Here is a 21,070-nt window from a genome sequence, read left to right on the forward strand (position 1 = left end):
CGGGGTCCAGTTGGGAAACATCCGGAGGCAGGCGCGGCGCATCATTACTGCCGTCACCGATACTGGGCCCCGGCCTTCGCCGGGGAAGATTTAGGGATGCCTTAGCGGCACGTGCTCCCCGGCCCCGCATCGAGATCGAGGCAGCGGCCGTCCATCTTCGGCGCGCCCGTCGCCACATGCGCGAGCGCCGCGAGCGTCGGGGCGATGTCCACGGTTTCGATCGCGTGCGGTTGTTCGAAGCCCGTCATGCCCTTGCGCCAGAACAGGATCGGCACGCGGCGGTCGTAATCCCAGAAGCTGCCGTGGGTGGCGACCGAACCGCGCGTCGGATCGGAAATCGGGGTTACCAGCGGCTTCAAAGCGACCACCAGATCACCCGAGCGGCCGGGGTAATAAGACGCCTTGGCGCGCATGATCAGCGGCCATGTATCGGCCGGCCCGGCCGGATCGGGTGAGGCGGCGATCTCGGCGCCGGTGAAGACCGCGGCGACCTGCGGCTGCGCGAGCAGCACCTTCTTCGTCTCGGCGATCACCGCCTGCTTCTTTGCGGCGGGCACATCGGGGGTCACGTAGAAATTGCCGCTCGAATAAGCGAGCAGCTTGCCCGACAGGCCCAGCGTCGCGCCCACGGCCTTGCCGATCGTGTCGGGGTTGAAGCTCTTCGCCAGCCGCTCGGCCATCGGCATCGCCTGCTCGCGCTGGCGCTCGGGAAGGTCGTTGCCGCCGTGATCGGCGGTCAGCGCGACGGCATAATCGATCCCCATCGCGTCGAGCTGCGCGAAGAAATCGCCCAGATCGCGATCGAGCGAGGCGAGCTGGAGGCACATCTCGGTGCCTTCGGTGCCGTATTTGTGGCCGACATGATCGGTCGCCGAGGCGCCGATATCGATGATGTCGGTCTGCGGCCCTTGCCCAAGCTTCATCGCCTGGATCAGCCCGGCCGCGAGCGCGAGCGTCGCGCCGTCCTTGGCGGGGGAATTGCCGAAGCCGCTGACGTCGCCCGCAGCGCGCGCGAAGCGGCCGGTGCCCACCGTCTTGCCCTCGCCCAGGGGGATCGCGCGATCCTTGGCGCGGCAGAAATCGGGAAGTTCCAGCGGCGGTTGTGGCCGCGCGATCTCGGCCGCCACCGCCTTGTTGGCGCGCGCGACCACCGGCGGGGTCGCGCGACCGGCATAGGTGACGAAGCTGTCGCGATCCCACCACCACATCTCGTCGACCTTGTGGCCGCCCATCAGCACCGCCGAGCGATCCTTGCCCGCGACCGAGACGACGCGCGTCGCCGGATCGGCCGCCTTCATCCGCTCGCCGAGCGTCGGCACCATCAGATGATCGGGGCTGACGGTATATTTGTCGTTCGTGCTGCCGGGGACGCTTTCGTCCTCGACGCAGTAGATCTCCTTGTCGTCGAGCGGCGAGGAGAAATCGATCCAGTCGTTGGCGATGATGCCGGTGTGCATCGGCCGCATGCCGGTGAGGATGGTGGAATGGCCAGTGCAGGTGACGGTCGAGGCATGGCTCTGATAACCCGAGGGAAAGACCGCACCGTCGAGCAGGCGCGCGAAGCCGCCGGTGAAGTGGTTCCGATATTCGGCGAACAGATCGGCCGAGAATTGATCGACCGAGATGACCACGAGCAATTTGGGCGCGGTGGCCATCGCCGGGGCGGGGGCGGTTGTTGCGGGCGGGCTGTCCTGCGCGATGCCGGGCGCCGCGGCGGCGCCAAGCGCGAGCGCGACCATCGAGACGAGCGATTTCTTCATGGGGCTCCCCTATGGATCAGGCTAAGACCCCGCTATTGAGCAGCAGGGCGATCGAGGCAAGGAAGTCCATTGCGCGCGGCACGTTTCTGGTTTGTGACATGGATTGCGCTGATCCTGAGCGCGACGGCGGCGCACGCGCAACTCGCGCCCGATCCGTCGGGACCGCATCTCGCGCTGCGCCTCGTCGCCGAAACCACGACGCCGGCGGCGGGCAACGAGGTGACGCTGGCGATCGATTCGCGGCCGCAGCCGGGGTGGCACGGCTATTGGCAGAACCCCGGTGACGCAGGCTTTCCCGCCAGGCTCGACTGGAATCTGCCGAGCGGCGTCACCGCGAGCGCGCCCGCTTATCCGCTGCCGCAGACGCTGCTGATCGCGGGGTTGATGAACCATGTGTTCGAGAAGCCCTATGCGCCGCTGGTGACGCTTTCGATTCCCCCCGGGCTGACGCGGGGGACGATACTGCCGATCCGGCTGCACACCGAGTATCTTGTCTGCACCGATCAGATTTGCGTGCCCGAGGCCGCCGATCTGGCGACGACGCTGACCATCGGCGACGGCGCGATCGATCCGGGCGTCCGCGCGCGCTTCGATGGCTGGCGGCAGGCGATCCCCAAACCAATCGGCTCGCCCGCGACCTACCAGATCGCCGACGGCCGGGTGCGGATCGCGGTGCCCTATCCCGCCGACGCGCCGCTCGGCGACGCCCATTTCTTCGCGATCACGCCGGGCGTCGTCGCCTATGCCGCGCCGCAGACGGTGTCGCGCGACGGCGATCGGGTGGTGATCGAGACCAGAGCGAGCGGCGGCGAGGCGGCGGGCAGCCTCGAAGGCGTGCTGCGGATCGCTACCGATCGCGGGCTCAGCCTGACCGCGGCGCCGGGCGTGGTGGCGTCCGTGGACGCTGGCTCCACGGGTGTGCGTGCGGCGCTGCTGGCATTTCTCGGCGCGCTGCTGGGTGGGCTGATCCTCAACGTCATGCCGTGCGTGTTCCCGATCCTGAGCCTCAAGGCGCTCAGCCTTGCGCGTGCCGGGATCGACGAGCGGCACGCGCGGCGCGAAGGGGTGGCGTACACGGCGGGCGTCGTGCTGACCTGCGTCGCGCTGGGCGGGATCATCCTGGCGCTGCGGGCGGGCGGATCGGCGATCGGCTGGGCGTTCCAGTTGCAGGACCCGCGAATGATCGTGGTGCTGTTCGTGCTGGCGCTCGCGATCGCGCTCAATCTGGCCGGGTTGTTCCAGATCCCGACACCGCGGTTCGTCAACCGTGCGGCGGGGAGCGGCGGCGCGTTCCTGACGGGGGTGCTTGCCGCGTTCGTCGCGACGCCGTGCACCGGCCCGTTCATGGGCGCGGCGCTCGGCGCGGCGCTGGTGCTGCCGGTATGGGCTGCGCTCGCGGTGTTCGCGGGGCTGGGGCTCGGGCTGGCGCTCCCCTTCCTGCTGCTCGGCTTCGTGCCCGTCCTCCGCCGGATATTGCCCCGGCCGGGGGCGTGGATGCGGACCTTCGAGCGCGTGCTGAGCGTGCCGATGTTCCTGACCGCGCTCGCGTTGCTGTGGGTGTTGTCACGCCAGACCGGCAATGCGGGCGTCGCACTCGGGATCGGTGCGGCGCTGGTGCTGGGCGCCTTGCTGTGGTTGGCAGGACGGCGACAGGCTCGCGGGCTCGCGGGTGGCGCGCTGGCGGCGCTCGCGCTGGTCGGCGTCGGTGCGGTCGGCGCGGCGGCGGTGACGCGGCTGCCGCACCAGGCAAGCGTGCCCGTTGCAGGAGCCGAGCCGTTCAGCGAGGCGCGACTGGCGGCGCTGCGTGCGGACGGGCGCCCTGTCTTCGCGTATTTCACCGCCGATTGGTGCCTGACGTGCAAGGTCAACGAGAAGGTCGCGATCGAAACCGATACGGTGCGCGATGCCTTCGCGCGGCACGATGTGGCGGTGTTGGTGGGAGACTGGACCGATGGCGATCCCGTGCTCGGCCGCTTCATTCAGGCACACAACCGCGCCGGCGTGCCGCTCTATCTGTATTACGCGCCGGGGGCTGGCGAGCCCAAGGTGCTGCCGCAGGTGTTGACGCCCGCGATGCTGGCCGGGTTGGCGGAGTAGGTTCGTCATGCCGGACTTGTTCCGGCATCCAAGGTTCAACAAGCGAGGACGCTCGCGGTCGAGAGTTGGACCCCGGAACAGGTCCGGGGTGACGAAGGAGGTTGCTCAGGCCAATTGGTCTTCGCGTATCCGTCGGGCGGGCGCTTCCTCATCCTCGGGCATGAGCCGCCAGCCGTGCGGGCCGAGCACCTCGATCGGGCGATAGCGCGTCTTGTACGCCATGCTGCGCGATCCCTTCACCCAATAGCCGAGATAGATATAGGGCAGGCCCACCGCGCGCGCGCGCAGGATGTGATCCATGATGATGAAATTGCCGAGGCCGTGGCGCTCGGCATGATCGGGATCGAAGAAGCTGTAGATCATCGATAGCCCGTCGGCCTGGCGATCGGTGAGGCAGGCGCCGACGAGCTGGCCCTTCCCGCCTGCGGGCGCAGGCTCGCGATATTCGATCACGAACGAGGTGACCGGGCTCTGCTCGACCATGTCGGCATAATCGCCCTCGTCCATGTTCGCCATGCCGCCGCCGGGATGCCGCACCGCGAGATAGCGGCGCAGCAGATCATATTGCTCGTCGGTCGCCCACGGCCGGCAGGCGCGCACGTCGAGATCGGCATTGCGCCGCAATACGCGGCGCTGGGTGGCGTTGGCGTGGAATTCGTTGGCGACGACGCGAACCGACTGGCACGCGGTGCAGCCTGCGCAGCTCGGACGATACGCGACCGCCTGGCTGCGGCGAAACCCGATCCGACCCAGCGCGTCGTTCAATTCGGCCGCGTGGGGCCCGGAAAGCTCGGTGAACACCTTCCGCTCCTGCCGCCCCGGCAGATAGGGGCAGGGCGATGGGCTGGTTACGAAGAACCGCGGAAATCGGAATGGAGCGGTCACCGTTGCGTCCTCTGGCCCGCGACGAAAGCGGTCGCGTCGGCGCCAGTATGAATCGGATGAATCGTGATGAAAAGCCGCTTTACCATGAAAGAGGGTTAATGCGGTGTTTGTCATCGTAAGGGCGGGGCGAGCGGACCTGGCATCAAGCCAAGGCGCCGATACCGCAGTTCATGCGCGACCCCGACAGGTTGCGACCCGAAACACCTACGGTGTGTCCAGAGCCGCGCACGAACCGCCGCCGAAGATGCCCCCGGCAGCATTGCGGATACAGTGACTAACCCCGCACCGACCAACCTACGCCTGTGGGGGACTCGACGGGAAGAGTCCCGTGACTCGCTTCGCCGCAGGCACGATTCCACTCGTCACGTATTTGTGGCGCTGGAGCCGCACCGGCCCGCTCCCCCCCACCCGGGCTCCCATGCGATTATACTGTGTGGGAGGTCGGGTGGGGGAGCGGGCTGGTGCGGCCTTCAATCGAAAACGCCGCTCAAGCCAGTTCGACCTGGCTCACCTCGTAACCGCCGGTGCGCAGCGCCTCGATCAGCCGGTCGAGATGCTTCGCGTCGCGTGTCTCGCACTCGATATCGGTGATCAACCCCTTGGCGGGCAGCGTCGTGAAGACGCGCTGGTGATAGACTTCGATGATGTTGGCGCGCTGCTGATCGAAGATCCGCGCGACATTGTAGAGCGCGCCGGGCTGATCCTGGAGCCGGATACGCAGCCGCGCGAGGCGCCCCGAGCGCGCGAGATCGCGCAGCAGCACGTTGGCGAGCAATCGGGTGTCGATATTGCCGCCACACAGGACGATGCCGACGGTCTTGCCCTTGAAGCGCTCGGGATAAGCGAGCAGCGCCGCCAGCCCCGCCGAGCCCGCACCCTCGACGACGGTCTTTTCGATCTGGAGCAGCAGGCTCACCGCTTCTTCGAGGCTGCGCTCGCTGACCAGCACGATATCGTCGACCAGCGCCTCGACCATGCGGCCGGTGATCTGGCCCGGCGCCTTGACCGCGATGCCTTCGGCCAGCGTATCGCCCGCGCACGCCATGTTCGTGCCGTTGATGCGGTTGTACATCGACGGGAACAGTTCGGCCTGGACGCCGATCACCTCGATATCCCGGCCCGAGGCCCGCGCGACCGTCGCCATGCCCGAGATCAATCCGCCGCCGCCGATCGGCGTGACGAAGGTGTCGATATAGGGTGCGTCCTCGAGCATCTCGATCGCGGTCGTGCCTTGGCCGGCGATGATGCGCGGATCGTCGAACGGGTGGACGAAGGTGTAGCCGCGCTCGGCCTCCAGTTCGCGGGCGTGCGCATAAGCCGCGTCGAACGTGTCGCCTTCGAGGATCACGGTCGCGCCGTGGCCTTCGGTCTGCGTCACTTTCACCGTCGGCGTGTTTCTGGGCATGACGATCGTTGAGGGGATTCCGAGTCGATGCGCGTGATAGGCGACGCCTTGCGCGTGGTTGCCTGCCGAGGCCGCGATCACGCCCTTGGCGCGCGCCGCCTCATCGAGCTGGAGCAAGGTGTTGAGCGCGCCACGCTCCTTGTAGGCCGCGGTGAACTGGAGATTTTCGAACTTGAGATAGACCTTGGCGCCGGTCATTTCCGACAGCGTCTTGCTGACCAGCGTCGGCGTGCGCACGATGGCATCGGCAATCCGCATGTGCGCCGCGCGAATATCCTCGATCGAAACGGGGAGGGCGGGGGCGGATGCGGTTGCGTGCGTTGCCATCTGGTTCTTCCGTTTGCCCTGAGCTTGTCGAAGGGCGGTGTTTCCCTCCGATCCGTCGACGGAATCGGCGGTGCTTCGACAAGCTCGGCACGAACGGAGGCTGCGTGGCCCGCCTAGACCATCTGGCGCGTCGGCGGAACACCCCTTATGCGATTGCGTCCCTCATGTGATCGCGCAGACCACGACCGCGCTGGAGAATGCCCGAGTGAAGCTTTTGTTCTCGCGACCGATCGCGGCGCTGGCCGCATTGCTGATGGCCGTGCCCGCGCAGGCCGATGCGCTGATCGACAATGTCAACGGCATCACGCTCGACGAGGACGGCGACGTCATCCACTTCACCGGCCTGTTGATGACGACCGACGGGCGCATCACCAAGCTGCTCGGCCGCAAGGACAAGCGCCCCGAAAAGCTCGACTGGCGCACCGACATGCACGGCAAGGTGATGCTGCCGGGGTTCGTCGACGCGCACGGGCACATCATGGACCTGGGGTTCCGGTCGATGGAACTCGACCTTTCCGACACGCATTCGCTGGCCGAGGCGCAGGCGAAGATCGCGGCCTATGCCGAGGCCAATCCCGAGCGGACGTGGATCCTCGGCGGCGGCTGGGATCAGGAGAAATGGGGGCTGGGTCGTTTCCCGACCGCGGCCGAGCTTGACGCGGTGGCCGGTGATCGTCCGGTCGCGCTGACGCGGATCGACAGCCATGCGGTGTGGGTCAATTCGGCGGCGCTCAAGGCGGCGGGGATCACGCCCGCGACCAAGGCGCCGCCGGGCGGGCGGATCGAAAACGGCATCCTCACCGATGCGGCGCGGCTGATGATCATGCAGGCGGTGCCGCAGCCGCTCGCACGCGAACGCGATCTGGCGTTCATCCAGGCGCAGCAGATGCTGTTGTCGAAAGGCATCACGGCCACCGCCGACATGCGCACCACGCTCGACGACTGGCTGGTCTATCGCCGGGTTGCCGACAAGAACCTGCTGCGCATCCGCATCTTGAGCTATGCCGACAGCATCCAGACCGCGAACCGCGCCGCCGGCGGCAGCCCGTCGCCCTGGCTCTACGACGACAAGCTCAAGATGGGCGGCGTCAAATTGTTCGCGGACGGGGCGTTGGGGTCGCGCGGGGCGTGTCTCAAGGCACCTTATGCCGACGCGCCGAAGCAAAGCGGGCAGTGCCTGCTCACCGATGCGCAGCTCAAGAACCTGATGAGCCGCGCGGCGATGGACGGCTTCCAGGTCGCGGTCCATGCGATCGGCGACAAGGCCAACGCCGAGGCGCTCGACGCGATCGAGGCGGTGTCGGACACCTACAAGGGTGATCGCCGCTGGCGGATCGAACACGCGCAGATCGTCGACCCCGCCGATCTCCCGCGCTTCGGCAAGGGCAGCATCATCGCCTCGATGCAGCCGATCCATGCGCTGTCGGATCGGACGATGGCCGAGGCGCGACTGGGGCCGGGCCGGCTCGCGGGCGCCTATGCGTGGCATTCGATGCTCGAGAACAAGGTGCCGCTCGCCTTCGGGTCGGATTATCCCAACGACGATTTCAACCCCTTCCACGGCTGGGTCGCGGGCTTCACGCGCGCCGACGGCGCCGGCCAGCCGTTCGGCGGGTGGCAGCCGCAGGAACGCATCACCCGCGAGGAGGCATGGCGCGCCTATACGATGGGCGGCGCCTATGCCGCGTTCGCCGAAGACCGGATCGGCCGCCTTGCGCCGGGGCTGTGGGCGGATTTCATCATCGTCGACGCCGATCCCCTGCTCGCGACCGCCAGCGACCTGTGGAACATGCAGGTCGAGCAGACCTGGGTGGGCGGCAAGATGATGTGGAAACGGCAGTAGGGGGCGGCCCCTTGCGGTCATGCCGGACTTGTGCCGGCATCCAATTATCCACGAGCGATATTGCCCGAGGCTTGTTGGACCCCGGAACAAGTCCGGGGTGACGGATCTGTATGGAAACAGTGGCAAGCCCAATCCGACTGCGAACGATGCAGGTCGAGCAAACGTGGGTGGGCGGCAGGATGATGTGGGACATTTTCTGTCATGCCGGACTTGTTCCGGCATCCAACGTGCCGCACACCGAGGCCATGCGGGAAAGGTTGCCCTGCGTTTACATGATGGCGAGCGGATTTCTCGGCACGCTCTATGTCGGCGTGACCTCCAACCTCGTCGGCCGTGTCATGCAGCACCGCGAGGGGACGTTCGAGGGTTTTACCAAGCGCTACGGTTGCGAACTGCTCGTCTGGTACGACGTAGGCGAGACGATGGAGACCGCTATCGCGCGCGAAAAGACGATCAAGAAATGGCCGCGCGACTGGACGTGCAATCTGATCGAGCGCACGAATCCGGAATGGAATGATCTCGCGGTAGGGTTGGGGCTGGAGCCGTTGAGCTAGCGCCCGGCCGCTCGTTGGATGCCGGAACGAGTCCGGCATGACGATTTCCCAAAAAAAACGGCCGCGGCGCCCCCCGACGCCGCGGCCGCCCGCTCGGGTGATCGGAGATTACGCAACCGCGGCTTGCGGCAGCTTTTCTTCTTCGGGTTCGCGCAGCACGTAGCCGCGGCCCCAGACGGTCTCGATGTAATTGTCACCGTCGCACGCCATGCTCAGCTTCTTGCGGAGCTTGCAGATGAAGACGTCGATGATCTTGAGTTCGGGCTCGTCCATCCCGCCGTAGAGGTGGTTGAGGAACATTTCCTTGGTGAGCGTGGTGCCCTTGCGGAGCGAGAGCAGCTCCAGCATCGCATATTCCTTGCCCGTCAGATGGACGCGCGCGCCATCGACCTCGACCGTCTTGGCATCGAGATTGACCGCGAGCTTGCCGGTCTTGATGACCGACTGGCTGTGCCCCTTCGAACGGCGGACGACGGCGTGGATGCGCGCGACCAGTTCTTCGCGATGGAACGGCTTGGTGACGTAATCGTCGGCGCCGAAGCCGAAGCTGCGGACCTTCGAATCCATCTCGCTGACGCCCGACAGGATCAGCACCGGCGTTTGCACGCGGGCGACGCGGAGCTTCTTGAGCACGTCGTAACCGTGCATATCCGGCAGGTTGAGATCGAGCAGGATGATGTCGTAATCGTAGAGCTTGCCGAGATCGAGGCCTTCCTCACCCAGATCGGTGGTGTAGACGTTGAACCCTTCGGTCGAGAGCATCAGCTCGATCGCCTTCGCCGTTGTCGGCTCGTCCTCGATCAGCAGCACGCGCATGAGCTTATCCCCTGTTGCCGTCGCGTTGAGCCGCCCCTGGCCCAGCGTATCCCGGCACCCTCATTAACCAAATAAGGTCTGAAGGCAAAAGGTTAATTTGGTCTTAAGCCGCAGAACTGCGCGAGTCGCGGGGCTCTGGAGGTTATCGAATCGTTATCGGCGCGGTCGCGACCGCGCGCTTGCGGGCCATTTTCCTAAGATCGCGGGCGGGCGTCGGCATCGCGAACGCCGAGGTCGCGAAAGCGCGTCGCGAGGAAATCGATCAGCGCTTCGACGCGTGCGGGGCGGAGCGGGCTCGGCGGCGTCATCAGGTGGAGCGCGATGGGCGGGGGCCGCCAATCGGTGAGGATCGGCTCGAGCGTGCCCGTGGCGATATCGGCGTCGACGATGAAGCCCGGCAGGCGTGCGATCCCCAATCCGCCGCGCAGCGCCGGGAGCATCGCGTCGCCGCTGTTGCTCATCAGCCGTCCCGTTGGCCGCACCGCCGCTTCCTCACCGCCCGGACCGGTGAAACGCCACGCCGCGCCGGGCGCATTGGTATAGCCGATGCATTCGTGCTCGGCGAGTTGGGCAGGGTGCGTCGGGCGGCCATGCTTGTCGAGATAGGCGGGCGCGGCGACGACATGCACCGCGATCCCGCACAGGCGGCGCGCGCGCAGCGACGAATCGGGCAGGGCGGCGATGCGCAGTGCAACGTCGAACCCCTCGGCGACGATGTCCACCTGCGCGTCGGAAAGGTTGAGGTCGATCTCGATCCCCGGATGCGCTTCGAGGAATTCTGCGATGACGGGCGCGAGATAGGCCATGCCGAAGGTCATCGGCGCGGCGACACGGACGAGCCCCGCGGGCAGCGTCGCGCTGTCGCGCGCGGCTTCCTCGGCCGCCTCGCCCTCGGCGACGATGCGGCGCGCATGGTCGGCGAGCGCCTTGCCGCTCTCGGTGAGGGTCAGCCGCCGCGATGTGCGATGGAACAGGCTGGTGCCGAGATGCGTCTCGAGCCGCGATACCGCCTTCGAGACGGTCGCCTTCGAAATGCCGATCGCCTCCGCGGCGGCGCTGAACGAGCGATGCTCGACCACGGCGGCGAAGATCGCCCAGGCTTCGAAATCAGGCAGGCGCATTTTCGAAACAATCCGTTTCTAACGTTTCCGTTTACGCCTCGATCATGCGCCCTATCTTGGGGCCAAGCAATCCTTCGGGAGACAGGAACATGATCGAGAAACGCAGCTTCGACAGCCTTGGCCATGCCGATCACGGCTGGCTCAACGCGCGCCACCATTTTTCCTTCGCCAATTATTATGACCCCAACCGGATGGGCTGGGGCGCGATCCGGGTGTGGAACGACGACGAAATCGGCCCCAATTCGGGCTTTCCGGCGCATCCGCACCGCGACATGGAGATTATCACCTATGTCCGTTCGGGCGCGATCACGCACCAGGATTCGATGGGGAACCAGGGCCGCACCGCGGCGGGCGACGTCCAGGTGATGAGCGCGGGCACCGGCGTGCGCCACGCCGAATATAATCTGGAGGGCGAGACGACGACGCTGTTCCAGATCTGGATCGAGCCCAAGCGGGCGGGCGGCAGCCCGTCCTGGGGCGCCAAGCCCTTTCCGAAGGCCGATCGCTCGGGTCAGTTCGTCACGCTGGCGAGCGGGTTCGAGGGCGATGACGGTGCTCTGCCGATCCGCGCCGATGCCCGCGTGCTCGGCGCGACGATCAAGGCGGGCGAAAGCCTGACGCACACCGTCGGCGAAGGGCGGCACGCCTATCTCGTCGCCGCGACCGGCGCGATCGAGATCGACGGCGTGCGCTTCGATGCTCGCGACGGTGCGGCGCTGTCGGGCGGCCAGACCGTCACCATCACCGCAATCGACGACGCCGAAATCGTCCTCGTCGACGCGGAATAGCAATTCCCCCTCCCGCACGCGGGAGGGGATTATCACACCGGCAAAGGAGCCACCCAATGACCAAGGTTCTCGTTCTCTATTATTCGTCCTACGGCCATATCGAGCAGATGGCCGACGCGGTCGCCGAAGGCGCGCGCGCCGGCGGCGCCGAGGTGGATATCCGCCGTGTGCCCGAAACCGCGCCTGCTGCGGTCGTCGCCGCGGCCGGTTTCAAGGCCGATACGGCGCACCCGATGATCGAAAGCGCCAATGCGCTCGCCGATTACGATGCGATCATCATCGGCGCGCCGACGCGCTTCGGCCGGATGCCAAGCCAGATGGCGGCGTTCCTCGACACCGCCGGCGGGCTGTGGGCGTCGGGCAAGCTCAACGGCAAGGTCGGCGGCGCGTTCACCTCGACCGCGACCCAGCATGGCGGGCAGGAAATGACACTGTTCTCGATCATCACCAACCTGCTCCATTTCGGGCTGGCGGTGGTCGGCCTCGATTATGGTTATGCGGGGCAGACCGGCGTGAAGGAAGTCCACGGCAGCACCCCGTACGGAGCCTCCACGATCGCCGACGGCGACGGCAGCCGCCAGCCGAGCGAGATCGATCTGGGCGGCGCGCGCTATCAGGGCAAGCGGATCGCGGAAATGGCGGTCAAGCTGGCGGCCTGAGGCATCGGCCGGACCTCTCAACGAGGGTCAGTTCGATCCGGGCACCGGCGGCTGCGAAACGACGCGCACGACCAGATTGGGAAGGCGCGGCTTGGCCGGAAAATCAGCGCGGGCGGTGGCGAACAGCAGTCGCGCCGCCCGCGCGCCGGGTTCGGTCGCCGACCGGCCGACCCAGCGCCAGTGCCACGGCTCCCAGGTCACGCCCTGCGGGTTCCTCCACGGGAACGACAGTTCGAAGCCATATTCGGTCGCGTGCTTGAGCAGCCATTGTCCGAGCGGGGTACGGTCGAAGCAATATTCGACATCGTCGCAGCCCGGCGACGGCCGCGTGCCGAAATCGATCGCATAGCCGGTCGAATGCTCGCTGTGGCCCGGCGGCGCGACACTCATCGCGCGTTTCGCGGGCTCGGTGCAGCGGGCATTGCCATCCGGGTCGGTGGCGCAGAACACCGCGCGCTGGTGCGCCGCCGAGCGGTAGCACGACACCCCCTGCACCGTGCCCGCGACGCCCGCCGCGTGCGCCGCGGCGATCAGCGCGGTCAGATCGGGGATCACCTCGCGGCGGAGCAGGCACGGCTGGCGCAGGTCGAAGCCTTCGGGCGCGGCGACGAGCATCGCGGGGTCCGCATCGGGATAGGGCAGGTGGCCGTAGAGGCGCGCGTCCGCGGCCTGCCCGGCGGAGGCGGGGGCGGCGGCAACGAGCGTGAGCGCGGCAAGCGCGGAGTGGAGCAGCATCATTCCTGTCCTGCGAGACGCCGCGGCTCTGGCATGAGCCACCGCTTGGTGGCAAGAGCGCGACCATGCTCAGCGACCGCGTGATCTTCCTCGATGGCGAGGCCATCGTCCTCGACAAGCCGTCGGGCCTGCCCGTCGATCCGCCACGCGACGGATCGATCAGCCTCGAAAACCATCTCGAAAGCTTGACCTTCGGGTTCAAGCGCTGGCCGCAGGCGGTGCATCGGCTCGACCGCGACACCTCGGGCTGCCTGCTGCTCGCGCGCAACCCCAAGGCGCACAAGCGCTTCCAGCGCGCGTTCGAGGAAGGGCGGGTGGAGAAACGCTATCTCGCAGTGCTCGACGGCGTGCCCGAAGGCGAAGACGGCGTGATCGACATCGCGCTCGTCAAGGTGAGCAGCGCCGAGCGCGGCTGGCGGATGACGGGCGCGCGCAACGGCAAGCCCTCGCGCACGCGCTGGCGGGTGCTGGAGACGAGGAACGCGCGCACGCTCGTCGAATTCATGCCGGAAACCGGGCGCACCCACCAGATCCGCGTCCATGCCGCCGAAGGGCTGGGCGTGCCGGTGGCGGGCGATCCCGTCTATGGCCGCGGCGGCGGGTCGTTTCTGCTCCATGCGGCGCACCTCGTCGTCACCCGCGACGGCAAGCCGCCGATCGACGCCACCGCGCCTTTTCCCGACCGCTTCCGCGAGGCGGGGTTCGATGGCTGAGATCGCGATCCCCGAGGACGCGATCGAGGAACGGTTCCTCGCCTCGACCGGGCCAGGCGGACAGAATGTCAACAAGGTGGCGACCGCGTGCCAGTTGCGCGTCGACGTGTTCCGGCTGGGGCTTGAACCCGATGTGTACCGGCGCTTGAAGACGCTCGCGGGGAGCCGGATGACCGGGGCCGGCGATCTCGTGATCACGGCGCGGCGTTTTCGCACGCAGGAGGCCAACCGCGCCGATGCGCGGGCGCGGCTTGCCGATCTGCTCGCCAAGGCGCACGAGCGCCCGATCAAGCGGCGCCCCACCAAGCCGAGCCGTGCCGCCAAGGCGCGCCGCGTCGATGCCAAGAAAAGCCGCAGTTCGATCAAGGCCGGGCGCGGCCGGGTGCGGCTGGATTAGGGTGGGGGAGCGTGCCGGTGCGGCAACGCCAGTGGAACGATAGGAAATACGATGTATCATTTCGACATCACCGCCGGTTCGAAGGCCGAGCTTTATCGCGACCTGCTCGGCGCGATCGACGCGATCACCGCGGGCGAGCCCGACGCCGTCGCCAACATGGCCAATGCCGCCGCAGTGATCTGGCAGTTCCTCCCCGATCTCAACTGGGCGGGCTTCTATCGCCTGGTCGACGGCGAGCTGGTGCTCGGGCCGTTTCAGGGCAAGGCGGCGTGCATCCGGATCGCGATCGGCAGCGGCGTGTGCGGCACCGCCGCCGCCGATCGGGCGACGCAGCTCGTTGCGGACGTCAACGCCTTTCCGGGTCATATCGCGTGCGATTCGGCGAGTGCTTCGGAATTGGTCGTGCCGATCGTCGCGGGCGATCGGCTGATCGGAGTGCTCGATCTCGACAGCCCGCATCGGGGCCGCTTCGACGCCGAGGATGCAGCGGGATGCGAGGCGATTGCTGCCTTGCTGGCGGCGCGGCTTTGCTGACCCAATTCGGGACTCGGCCAACTTTTCGCCATACGGCCGCAATGATAGACGTTGCCGCGAGATAGCGAGAGATGGCGAGGAGGCGGAATGCGCGGATTCCAGATCGCAGTGGCGGCGTCGGCGGCAATGCTCGCCACGCCTGCGTGGGCGCAGCATCACGGCAGTCGTGGCGGCGGACACTGGCAAGGCGGCGGCCAGATGCACGATTCGCGGATGCACGGGGGCTGGCAGGGTCAGCGCGGCGGATCGTGGCACTGGACCGGCCCCGACCAGCGCTGGGGCGGGACGATCGACGACCGCTGGTATGGCGGCGCGGGCGCGCCCGGCGGCTGGACGGCGTATCGCCGGCCGGTGCGCGGGGAGATGCTGCCGCGCTATTGGGTGTCGCCATCGTGGACGGTGTGGGACTGGGCCGATTACGGCCTGCCACGGCCGCCGCGCGGCTATAGCTGGTCGCGTTACTATGACGATGCGGTGCTGATCGACCGTTCGGGCCAGGTGCGCGACAGTCGCGGCGATGTGGATTGGGGCGGTTACGACCAGGGCTATGACGACGGCTATCGTGACGGTTATGACGACGGCAGCGCCCGGGATGATGCCCTACCGCCGCCGCCGCCGGGATACGACCAGCGTTATGACGGCCCGCCGCCCGAGGTCCGTTTCGGCCCGCGCGCCGAGATCGTGCAGCCGCTCGACGGGCCGGCACTCGCCTATCCGCCGCAGGTCGTGACGCGGTGCGTCGGCGATTGCGCGGGCGTCGTCGCCGATGGTTATTATTACCCGCCGCGGACCGAATCGACGATCACCATTCCCGCCCGGCCCCTGGTGGTGACGACCACCACGGCCGCGGCGACACCGGCACAAACCACGCGTGGCGAACGGGCGGCGCCGGGCCGCACCAAAACGGTTGCGCACAAGACGGTAACGCGTACAACGACGACACGGCGATAAGCCGCTTGCGTCTGCCTTCACGGGCAGGCGTTTCTGGGGGGTCGGTCCGGCATGCTTCGTTGCGCGCCGGACCGGCTTGCGGACATTGCCGCGTGGTGACCGATCGGCGTGTGCCGGATGATGGCGCCGGATCGCGGCGCCGGAGGTCAGCCCGGCCGCGCGCGCTGGCGGCGGAACGGATAGCGATCGCGGATCCTCGCATGGAAATAGCGGCCCAGCGACGGCGCCGCGAGCAGCCCGGCGGCAACGCGCGGAGGCACGCCCGAATAGCTGTACCATCCGCCTTGCGCGAAGCGGATCGACAGCCGCCGCCGCGCGCGATCATAATCGACGTCGCGCATCGCGGATGATGTGACCCGAACCATGTGCAACCAACGCGAAACCGGGGGTTTCGGTTGCCGGCCGGGGAGCACGCATGGCCGCCCAAGTTGACGGCGTGGCGGGGTAGTGCGCGAGGCGATCGGCTCCCGAATGCGCGCGGCGGCGCAAGAATGGTGCGTATTCGGGTTGCTGATGGCCTGTTTATAACCTGATTGGTTGATGTAGGACAGATGCGCGCGTGACGAACCGGCTATGGCGGCGACGGGCGGTGAGGCATATCGAGGGCGATCCGGTTCATCGCCGAGGCGCCTCAACTGGACCCCGGCCTTCGCCGGGGAAGAGGCTCTTTCCTTGGATCGTGAGGGGACGCCCGTGCCGGGCAGCGCGCGTAAAGATGCCGCCATCGTGGAGGCGATTGGCGGCGGCTCGGCCCGGAACGGACTCGGTTGGGCGCTGACGGGCGGCGCGGATGCGGATTTGATGCTGTCGGCAATGCCGAAAGGCGGGTGCGACAGCGATGAGACACGATTCGGATTTTCACCGGGCGCGGCGCCCACGGCGGGCGGCGAGGCGGCGGCGCGGCCGGGGTGGCACGCTGGTGCTGGCCGTGGCGGCGGTGGGGCTGGCGCTGACGATCGCGATGCCCGAGCGCGCGCGGGACATGCTCGATACAGCGGCGGCGATGGCCGAACGGGTACGTATCGAGGCCGACGCGCCCGGGACGCCGGCGCCGGCGGGTACGCCGATGGCGGCGCGATCGTTCGGGCTGTGCTTCACCGGCGGCGGCGAGAATTGCGTGGTCGATGGCGACACCTTCTGGATCGACGGCGAGAAGGTGCGTGTCGCCGATATCGATGCCCCTGAGACCCACCCGCCGCGCTGCGCCGAGGAAGCGCGGCTGGGCAAGGCGGCGACCGAGCGGCTGCGCGCGCTGCTCGATGCCGGGCCGGTGACGCTGGTGGCGGCGGATCGCGATGTCGATCGCTATGGGCGCAAGCTCAGGATCGTCGAGCGCGACGGGCGATCGCTGGGGGCGGTACTGGTGAAGGAAGGGCTGGCGCGGGAATGGAGCGGGCGGCGGGCGCCGTGGTGTTGAGGGGGGCTAAGCGTCCATATCGATGATCGATGGCGGCAGGCCGATCAGGACGAGCGGGCAGGGATTGCCGACACCGCGATGTACGCGGTCAATGAGTTTTGACCAGTGCGTCGTTGCCTGACCGAATTTGTCAGATGTAAATTTTCGTGACCATGCCTTGGCGAATGGCACCTGACGGTCGAGATCCTTTTGGATTTGCTTTCGCTGCGGCTTGGTTGGTGAGCCCGCGCCAAATTCTTCCAGTCCCACGAAATCGAGAATATCACGATCGACGGCGAACTTCTCGACGCGTTCGCGCATCGTCGCTTGCATTTCCTCGCCCCGAGTAACGATGCCGCCGATGCTGATCGCACCTTCGGCATGGAGGCGTTTGAAGTTTTCGAGGTCGCGGTCGAAAAACGGATCCTTGTTGTTCCATTCGATTTCGAGCGCGAACACGCCGCTTTTGTCACGGCGGACGTGATCGATCTCGTGGCTGATCGATTCCTTGGCAACGCCGTCGACGGTCTTCTTCAACTCGAAATTATGCTTGATCCATTTGAGCGCCGCGAGGCCGCGGCGGAGGCGCTGGGTCATCTTCGCCTCGCCACCGCCGCCGCCGATGATTTCAGTCATCGGCAGCGAGATGTTGAGTAGCGCGCCTTCGAGTTCGTCGATCAGATCAGGAAAATCGTGGATCAGAATCGCTTCGGCGTGGCTCGTAAAGAGAATGTCGAAACCGTTGTCGCGTAATCGATCGAACATTATTCCGCCGCCACGACCGCCGAATTATAGTTGTAGGTCTTCCAATCGGGTTTGTAGTCTTCGTCAGCCTGGTTGCCCCAGACTTCCCAGCCCTTGCGCTTGCCGCGGCTGAACATTTCGAGATACGGCCCCCAACTGCAATCCTCGATGATCTTGTATTGCTCGTCGGGCTTGCGGCTGTGCTCGCGCTTGCGCGACTGGATCATGTTGACCTGGCTGCGCCCCGGCGCGAGCGTGCGGGCGTTCTTGCCGCGCACGCCGAACAGCAGGATTTCGGTGACGTTGCGGAAATAGAAGCCGACGCCGCGCCCGTCCGATCCCCCGTCCTTGCGCACCTTGTGCCAGACGATATTGGAAATATAGCGGAAGCCCCACGCCTCCATCACGCGCAGGCCGTCGGGCAGCAGCGCGTTGGGCACCCAGAGATAGAGATGCGCCGGCTCGGCGGCGATGTCGGCGACCGGCAGCGCGCAAATCTCGTCGAGCGTCATCGTGCCGTAGCGGTTGAGCCTTTTGTGCTCGGGCGCGACCTTGCCGGTGCGGTTCTGGAACTGCCACGGTGGATCGGCGAGGATCGTCCCGAACCGCCGCCCCCGCGCGGTGCGGATCAGATTGAGATGTGCGGTGAGGGGATCAGCGGAGAACATAACAAGATCCTTGCTGATCCCGCGGTAAAGGTCAATCCGCTTTGTCGGATAGTCCTATTGGCGGCCGAGTGCGATGTTATTTTGGCGTTTGCTCACCTTCTCGGCGGCGGAGGAGGAATGGAGCCCGGGTCCGACCTCTGAGCCCCGCCGTCGTTGTATCGAGGACCCGGCGGTGGAGGTGGCGGCGGTGGAGGTGGAGGGGGGGAGGAGGAGGTGGTGGTGGCGGTGGCGGTGGTGCTGGCGGATTGGCCATCTTGCGCTCTTTCCAAAGTCATTAACGCCCACATCGATACTACAATCGCTAACCCAAACACAATGTAAGTGGCGCGCCGGGTTCTACGTAACTACAACACGAATGCTGAATCGCTGCTGCGTTCGCTTTGGAGCGTGTAATATGCGTATGCGATCTGCTTTTGGCGTTCATACGCTTTTCCGGACATCAACTGTTCCGTCATGGCCAATGTCAATGTAGTTAAAAACAGCCCGATGCCGACGTAAAGAATGGGTGATTGCGCGAGCGAAGGAAAGCGAGAATCTGAACCAAAAATTAGGCCGGGGATCGCAAGTAGCGCCCCCGACGAAATTTGTGTGATCGTGCTGATTAAGCCGTCTTCACGCGCCTGCCGAGCGACATCGTGCCCTGCGCAATCAGCTCGCATCCATTCGTAACATTTATCCGGATCAACATGGGCGAGAGGATGAGGGCCCCGCTCGGCTCGAGCGCGAGCCCGTTGGGTCCTGCCGGCTGGTAGCCGCTTCCATTCATCCGAGCGGTATGACGGCATCGTAAAGGTCCCAGCTTACCTCATTTTCATTAAGCGCCATGCAACGAATGTCGCGCCGTAGCCCGTTCGCGCCGAGCCCGGTTCGACATCGGTTAAATATACCCCTCGCCTAATACCTCACTCCGCCGCGATCCCCGCCTTGTCGAACATATCGCCCTCGCCGGCGTCGCCGTCTTCGTTCGCGGCCGGGCCCAGCTTCGCCTTCTGGCGCTTGTCGAAGCTGTCCCACACCTCGTTCCAGTTCCCCCGTGTCGCGGCCTTGGAATATTCGGTCGCGCGCTGTTCGAAGAAGTTGGCGTGCTCGACGCCGTTCAGGAGCGGGGCGAGCCAGGGGAGGGGGTGTTCGTCGATCATGTAGATCGGCTTGAAGCCGAGCTGGCCCAGCCGCCAGTCGGCGATGTAGCGGATGTACTTCTTGATCTCCTTGGGCGTCATCCCCGGCACCGGCCCCATTTCAAAGGCGAGATCGATGAAGGCGTCCTCCAGCCGCACGGTCGTCTGGCACTGGTCGAGGATGTCGTCCTTGACCGATTTGGTGAGGCAATCGCGCTCCTTGGCGAAGGCGTGGAACAGGCGGATGATGCCTTCGCAGTGCAGGCTCTCGTCGCGCACGCTCCAACTGATGATCTGGCCCATGCCCTTCATCTTGTTGAAGCGCGGGAAGTTCATCAGCATCGCGAAGCTGGCGAAGAGCTGCAGCCCCTCGGTGAAGCCGCCGAACATCGCCAGCGTCTTGGCGATATCCTCGTCGGTGTCGACGCCGAAGCGCTGGAGGTAATCGTGCTTGTCCTTCATCTCGGCATAATCGAGGAAGGCGCCATATTCGCTCTCGGGCATGCCGATCGTGTCGAGCAGGTGGCTGTAGGCGGCGATGTGGACCGTCTCCATGTTGGAGAAAGCGGCGAGCATCATCTTGATCTCGGTCGGCTTGAACACGCGGCCGTATTTGTCGTGGTAGCAATCCTGCACCTCGATATCGGCCTGGGTGAAGAAGCGGAAAATCTGCGTCAGCAGGTTGCGCTCGTGATCGGTGAGCTTCTGCGCCCAGTCGCGGCAATCCTCGCCCAAGGGCACTTCCTCGGGCATCCAGTGGATCTGCTGCTGGCGCTTCCAGAAATCATAGGCCCAGGGATATTCGAAGGGCTTGTACTGCTTGCGGGCTTCGGTGAGGGACATGGAGCTTACTCCTGGCAAGATGAAACGGAGGAAAAGGCGGGGCCATACGGCGGGAAGCGCGGGGCGGGCATCGTCACCCGGCGCCGTCCCAGGACAGCAATGCGACGCAGAAGATGCCGAGGATGAGCGCCAGCGCCGCCAGCATCGTGCCGACGAGGCGGCGCGCGTAGACGCCCTGTTCGGTCACCACCGGGCGCGTCGTCACGTAGATCGCGGCGATCGCGGCCGCCGCGGCGGTCATCCCCATCAGGACGGGCGGGGCGAGGAAGAAGGCCGCGGCCATCAGGATCGCCTCGTGCGGATATAGACCGTCTTGCCGCCCTTGCGCGCGCCGACGCCGAGGAACACGATGCCGACGAAATAGCCGAAATCGTACCAGCCGCCGTTATTGGGCACCGCGTAGATCGCAACATCGGGCATGAACAGGCTCAGCACCCAGGCGACGGGGAAGATGAAGCCGTGCCAGAGCCCCAGCAGGAAGCCGGGCGTGTCGGCGCCGTGCTCGACCGCGCTCGATACCTGCCGCGCGCAGGCGGCGAGCGCGGCGAGGGGGGCAAGCGTGAGGAACGTGCGCAGGCGCGGCGCCGGCCTGCGGGTGAGCTTCGCTGCGGCGCGCCGTGCGATCGCGGCGATGGTGACGGGATCGGTCATGCGGGGCATCCTCCAGCCGGTGGGCGATGCATCCAATCGCGGCGCGGCTCGTTTGATCCCCGAAC

At 66.4% G+C, this 21,070-nt stretch carries 23 protein-coding genes; 10 read left to right on the forward strand and 13 right to left on the reverse strand.

Going from position 1 to position 21,070, the window contains the following annotated elements; genetic code table 11:
• Positions 1–101 precede the first annotated feature (101 nt).
• Positions 102–1,760, reverse strand: a complete 1,659-nt coding sequence (locus DFR49_RS20635; protein WP_425454971.1) for an alkaline phosphatase family protein — start codon at positions 1,758–1,760, stop codon at positions 102–104.
• Positions 1,761–1,829: 69 nt separating this feature from the next.
• Here DFR49_RS20635 and DFR49_RS20640 point away from each other — a divergent pair, with 69 nt between their 5' ends.
• The gene (locus tag DFR49_RS20640; protein WP_119037571.1) at positions 1,830–3,857 is read left to right on the forward strand and encodes a protein-disulfide reductase DsbD family protein; all 2,028 of its coding nucleotides are present in this window, start codon (positions 1,830–1,832) and stop codon (positions 3,855–3,857) included.
• 105 nt (positions 3,858–3,962) lie between these two features.
• On the opposite strand, the gene DFR49_RS20645 is transcribed toward DFR49_RS20640, so the two are convergent.
• Together DFR49_RS20645 and DFR49_RS20650 are read right to left on the reverse strand one after the other, a co-directional pair.
• The gene (locus DFR49_RS20645) at positions 3,963–4,742 is read right to left on the reverse strand and encodes an arginyltransferase (protein WP_119037572.1); all 780 of its coding nucleotides are present in this window, start codon (positions 4,740–4,742) and stop codon (positions 3,963–3,965) included.
• Between the two features lie 487 nt (positions 4,743–5,229).
• A complete protein-coding gene (locus tag DFR49_RS20650; RefSeq protein WP_119037573.1) occupies positions 5,230–6,474 on the reverse strand; it encodes a threonine ammonia-lyase in 1,245 nt (414 codons plus the stop codon).
• A 253-nt stretch (positions 6,475–6,727) separates the two neighbouring features.
• Between DFR49_RS20650 and DFR49_RS20655 the strand changes: the two genes are divergently transcribed.
• Both DFR49_RS20655 and DFR49_RS20660 read left to right on the forward strand, forming a co-directional pair.
• Positions 6,728–8,317 (forward strand): amidohydrolase, encoded by a 1,590-nt coding sequence (locus DFR49_RS20655; protein ID WP_119037733.1) that lies wholly within the window; start codon positions 6,728–6,730, stop codon positions 8,315–8,317.
• Positions 8,318–8,436: 119 nt separating this feature from the next.
• On the forward strand, positions 8,437–8,871 hold the full coding sequence (locus tag DFR49_RS20660) for a GIY-YIG nuclease family protein (RefSeq protein WP_342768480.1): 435 nt from the start codon (positions 8,437–8,439) through the stop codon (positions 8,869–8,871).
• Positions 8,872–8,979: 108 nt separating this feature from the next.
• Here the strand turns inward: DFR49_RS20660 and ctrA are convergent, their stop codons facing one another.
• Together ctrA and DFR49_RS20670 are read right to left on the reverse strand one after the other, a co-directional pair.
• Complete coding sequence (gene ctrA / locus DFR49_RS20665; RefSeq protein ID WP_119037574.1) at positions 8,980–9,687, reverse strand: response regulator transcription factor CtrA; 708 nt, start codon at positions 9,685–9,687, stop codon at positions 8,980–8,982.
• A 194-nt stretch (positions 9,688–9,881) separates the two neighbouring features.
• Complete coding sequence (locus DFR49_RS20670; protein WP_119037575.1) at positions 9,882–10,808, reverse strand: LysR family transcriptional regulator; 927 nt, start codon at positions 10,806–10,808, stop codon at positions 9,882–9,884.
• 89 nt (positions 10,809–10,897) lie between these two features.
• On the opposite strand from DFR49_RS20670, the gene DFR49_RS20675 reads away from it, so the two are divergent.
• Together DFR49_RS20675 and wrbA are read left to right on the forward strand one after the other, a co-directional pair.
• Positions 10,898–11,596: a pirin family protein gene (locus DFR49_RS20675; protein WP_119037576.1), complete on the forward strand. Its 699-nt coding sequence runs from the start codon at positions 10,898–10,900 to the stop codon at positions 11,594–11,596.
• A 56-nt stretch (positions 11,597–11,652) separates the two neighbouring features.
• Complete coding sequence (wrbA, locus tag DFR49_RS20680; RefSeq protein WP_119037577.1) at positions 11,653–12,255, forward strand: NAD(P)H:quinone oxidoreductase; 603 nt, start codon at positions 11,653–11,655, stop codon at positions 12,253–12,255.
• Positions 12,256–12,282: 27 nt separating this feature from the next.
• Here the strand turns inward: wrbA and DFR49_RS20685 are convergent, their stop codons facing one another.
• The gene (locus tag DFR49_RS20685) at positions 12,283–12,990 is read right to left on the reverse strand and encodes a M15 family metallopeptidase (RefSeq protein ID WP_170151077.1); all 708 of its coding nucleotides are present in this window, start codon (positions 12,988–12,990) and stop codon (positions 12,283–12,285) included.
• A gap of 65 nt (positions 12,991–13,055) precedes the next feature.
• Here DFR49_RS20685 and DFR49_RS20690 point away from each other — a divergent pair, with 65 nt between their 5' ends.
• The 4 genes from DFR49_RS20690 (at position 13,056) to DFR49_RS20705 (ending at position 15,585) form a co-directional block, all read left to right on the forward strand.
• Positions 13,056–13,703 (forward strand): RluA family pseudouridine synthase, encoded by a 648-nt coding sequence (locus DFR49_RS20690; protein ID WP_119037579.1) that lies wholly within the window; start codon positions 13,056–13,058, stop codon positions 13,701–13,703.
• Positions 13,696–14,100: an alternative ribosome rescue aminoacyl-tRNA hydrolase ArfB gene (gene arfB / locus DFR49_RS20695; protein ID WP_119037580.1), complete on the forward strand. Its 405-nt coding sequence runs from the start codon at positions 13,696–13,698 to the stop codon at positions 14,098–14,100. Before DFR49_RS20690 ends, arfB begins: the two co-directional genes overlap by 8 nt.
• Positions 14,101–14,151: 51 nt before the next feature.
• Positions 14,152–14,634 carry a GAF domain-containing protein gene (locus DFR49_RS20700; protein WP_119037581.1) on the forward strand — a complete coding sequence of 161 codons (483 nt, stop codon included), beginning with the start codon at positions 14,152–14,154 and terminating at the stop codon, positions 14,632–14,634.
• 87 nt (positions 14,635–14,721) lie between these two features.
• Complete coding sequence (locus DFR49_RS20705; RefSeq protein ID WP_245968680.1) at positions 14,722–15,585, forward strand: RcnB family protein; 864 nt, start codon at positions 14,722–14,724, stop codon at positions 15,583–15,585.
• 146 nt (positions 15,586–15,731) lie between these two features.
• Here the strand turns inward: DFR49_RS20705 and DFR49_RS20710 are convergent, their stop codons facing one another.
• The gene (locus DFR49_RS20710; protein ID WP_211325961.1) at positions 15,732–15,926 is read right to left on the reverse strand and encodes a KTSC domain-containing protein; all 195 of its coding nucleotides are present in this window, start codon (positions 15,924–15,926) and stop codon (positions 15,732–15,734) included.
• 497 nt (positions 15,927–16,423) lie between these two features.
• Here DFR49_RS20710 and DFR49_RS20715 point away from each other — a divergent pair, with 497 nt between their 5' ends.
• Positions 16,424–17,002, forward strand: a complete 579-nt coding sequence (locus DFR49_RS20715; protein ID WP_119037583.1) for a thermonuclease family protein — start codon at positions 16,424–16,426, stop codon at positions 17,000–17,002.
• A gap of 6 nt (positions 17,003–17,008) precedes the next feature.
• Here DFR49_RS20715 and DFR49_RS20720 read toward each other — a convergent pair whose 3' ends face one another.
• The 6 genes from DFR49_RS20720 to DFR49_RS20740 all read right to left on the reverse strand — a co-directional run bounded on the left by DFR49_RS20720 (position 17,009) and on the right by DFR49_RS20740 (position 21,005).
• Complete coding sequence (locus tag DFR49_RS20720) at positions 17,009–17,746, reverse strand: BglII/BstYI family type II restriction endonuclease (protein ID WP_119037584.1); 738 nt, start codon at positions 17,744–17,746, stop codon at positions 17,009–17,011.
• Positions 17,746–18,393 carry an MT-A70 family methyltransferase gene (locus DFR49_RS20725; RefSeq protein ID WP_119037585.1) on the reverse strand — a complete coding sequence of 216 codons (648 nt, stop codon included), beginning with the start codon at positions 18,391–18,393 and terminating at the stop codon, positions 17,746–17,748. Before DFR49_RS20725 ends, DFR49_RS20720 begins: the two co-directional genes overlap by 1 nt.
• Positions 18,394–18,737: 344 nt before the next feature.
• The gene (locus tag DFR49_RS21780; protein ID WP_147373738.1) at positions 18,738–19,052 is read right to left on the reverse strand and encodes a hypothetical protein; all 315 of its coding nucleotides are present in this window, start codon (positions 19,050–19,052) and stop codon (positions 18,738–18,740) included.
• 243 nt (positions 19,053–19,295) lie between these two features.
• Positions 19,296–20,354: a ribonucleotide-diphosphate reductase subunit beta gene (locus DFR49_RS20730; protein ID WP_119037586.1), complete on the reverse strand. Its 1,059-nt coding sequence runs from the start codon at positions 20,352–20,354 to the stop codon at positions 19,296–19,298.
• Between the two features lie 73 nt (positions 20,355–20,427).
• On the reverse strand, positions 20,428–20,637 hold the full coding sequence (locus DFR49_RS20735) for a hypothetical protein (protein WP_119037587.1): 210 nt from the start codon (positions 20,635–20,637) through the stop codon (positions 20,428–20,430).
• Positions 20,637–21,005, reverse strand: coding sequence for a hypothetical protein (locus DFR49_RS20740; RefSeq protein WP_245968681.1), 369 nt, complete (start codon positions 21,003–21,005; stop codon positions 20,637–20,639). Before DFR49_RS20740 ends, DFR49_RS20735 begins: the two co-directional genes overlap by 1 nt.
• Positions 21,006–21,070: the final 65 nt, after the last annotated feature.

This window comes from Hephaestia caeni (genome assembly GCF_003550065.1).
GTDB classification, from domain to species: domain Bacteria; phylum Pseudomonadota; class Alphaproteobacteria; order Sphingomonadales; family Sphingomonadaceae; genus Sphingomonas; species Sphingomonas caeni_A.

Excerpts from the sequence above, each read along its gene's own strand:
- DFR49_RS20675 (WP_119037576.1), top strand. The coding sequence starts at position 10,898 with ATGATCGAGAAACGCAGCTTCGACAGCCTTGGCCATGCCGATCACGGC.
- DFR49_RS20685 (WP_170151077.1), bottom strand. The coding sequence starts at position 12,990 with ATGCTGCTCCACTCCGCGCTTGCCGCGCTCACGCTCGTTGCCGCCGCC.
- arfB (WP_119037580.1), top strand. The coding sequence starts at position 13,696 with ATGGCTGAGATCGCGATCCCCGAGGACGCGATCGAGGAACGGTTCCTC.
- DFR49_RS20720 (WP_119037584.1), bottom strand. The coding sequence starts at position 17,746 with ATGTTCGATCGATTACGCGACAACGGTTTCGACATTCTCTTTACGAGC.
- DFR49_RS20730 (WP_119037586.1), bottom strand. The coding sequence starts at position 20,354 with ATGTCCCTCACCGAAGCCCGCAAGCAGTACAAGCCCTTCGAATATCCC.
- DFR49_RS20735 (WP_119037587.1), bottom strand. The coding sequence starts at position 20,637 with ATGGCCGCGGCCTTCTTCCTCGCCCCGCCCGTCCTGATGGGGATGACC.
- ctrA (WP_119037574.1), bottom strand. The coding sequence starts at position 9,687 with ATGCGCGTGCTGCTGATCGAGGACGAGCCGACAACGGCGAAGGCGATC.
- DFR49_RS20670 (WP_119037575.1), bottom strand. The coding sequence starts at position 10,808 with ATGCGCCTGCCTGATTTCGAAGCCTGGGCGATCTTCGCCGCCGTGGTC.
- DFR49_RS20700 (WP_119037581.1), top strand. The coding sequence starts at position 14,152 with ATGTATCATTTCGACATCACCGCCGGTTCGAAGGCCGAGCTTTATCGC.
- DFR49_RS20725 (WP_119037585.1), bottom strand. The coding sequence starts at position 18,393 with ATGTTCTCCGCTGATCCCCTCACCGCACATCTCAATCTGATCCGCACC.
- DFR49_RS20715 (WP_119037583.1), top strand. The coding sequence starts at position 16,424 with ATGAGACACGATTCGGATTTTCACCGGGCGCGGCGCCCACGGCGGGCG.
- DFR49_RS20655 (WP_119037733.1), top strand. The coding sequence starts at position 6,728 with ATGGCCGTGCCCGCGCAGGCCGATGCGCTGATCGACAATGTCAACGGC.
- DFR49_RS20710 (WP_211325961.1), bottom strand. The coding sequence starts at position 15,926 with ATGCGCGACGTCGATTATGATCGCGCGCGGCGGCGGCTGTCGATCCGC.
- DFR49_RS20705 (WP_245968680.1), top strand. The coding sequence starts at position 14,722 with ATGCGCGGATTCCAGATCGCAGTGGCGGCGTCGGCGGCAATGCTCGCC.
- DFR49_RS20740 (WP_245968681.1), bottom strand. The coding sequence starts at position 21,005 with ATGACCGATCCCGTCACCATCGCCGCGATCGCACGGCGCGCCGCAGCG.
- DFR49_RS20650 (WP_119037573.1), bottom strand. The coding sequence starts at position 6,474 with ATGGCAACGCACGCAACCGCATCCGCCCCCGCCCTCCCCGTTTCGATC.
- DFR49_RS21780 (WP_147373738.1), bottom strand. The coding sequence starts at position 19,052 with ATGCGAGCTGATTGCGCAGGGCACGATGTCGCTCGGCAGGCGCGTGAA.
- DFR49_RS20635 (WP_425454971.1), bottom strand. The coding sequence starts at position 1,760 with ATGAAGAAATCGCTCGTCTCGATGGTCGCGCTCGCGCTTGGCGCCGCC.
- DFR49_RS20690 (WP_119037579.1), top strand. The coding sequence starts at position 13,056 with ATGCTCAGCGACCGCGTGATCTTCCTCGATGGCGAGGCCATCGTCCTC.
- wrbA (WP_119037577.1), top strand. The coding sequence starts at position 11,653 with ATGACCAAGGTTCTCGTTCTCTATTATTCGTCCTACGGCCATATCGAG.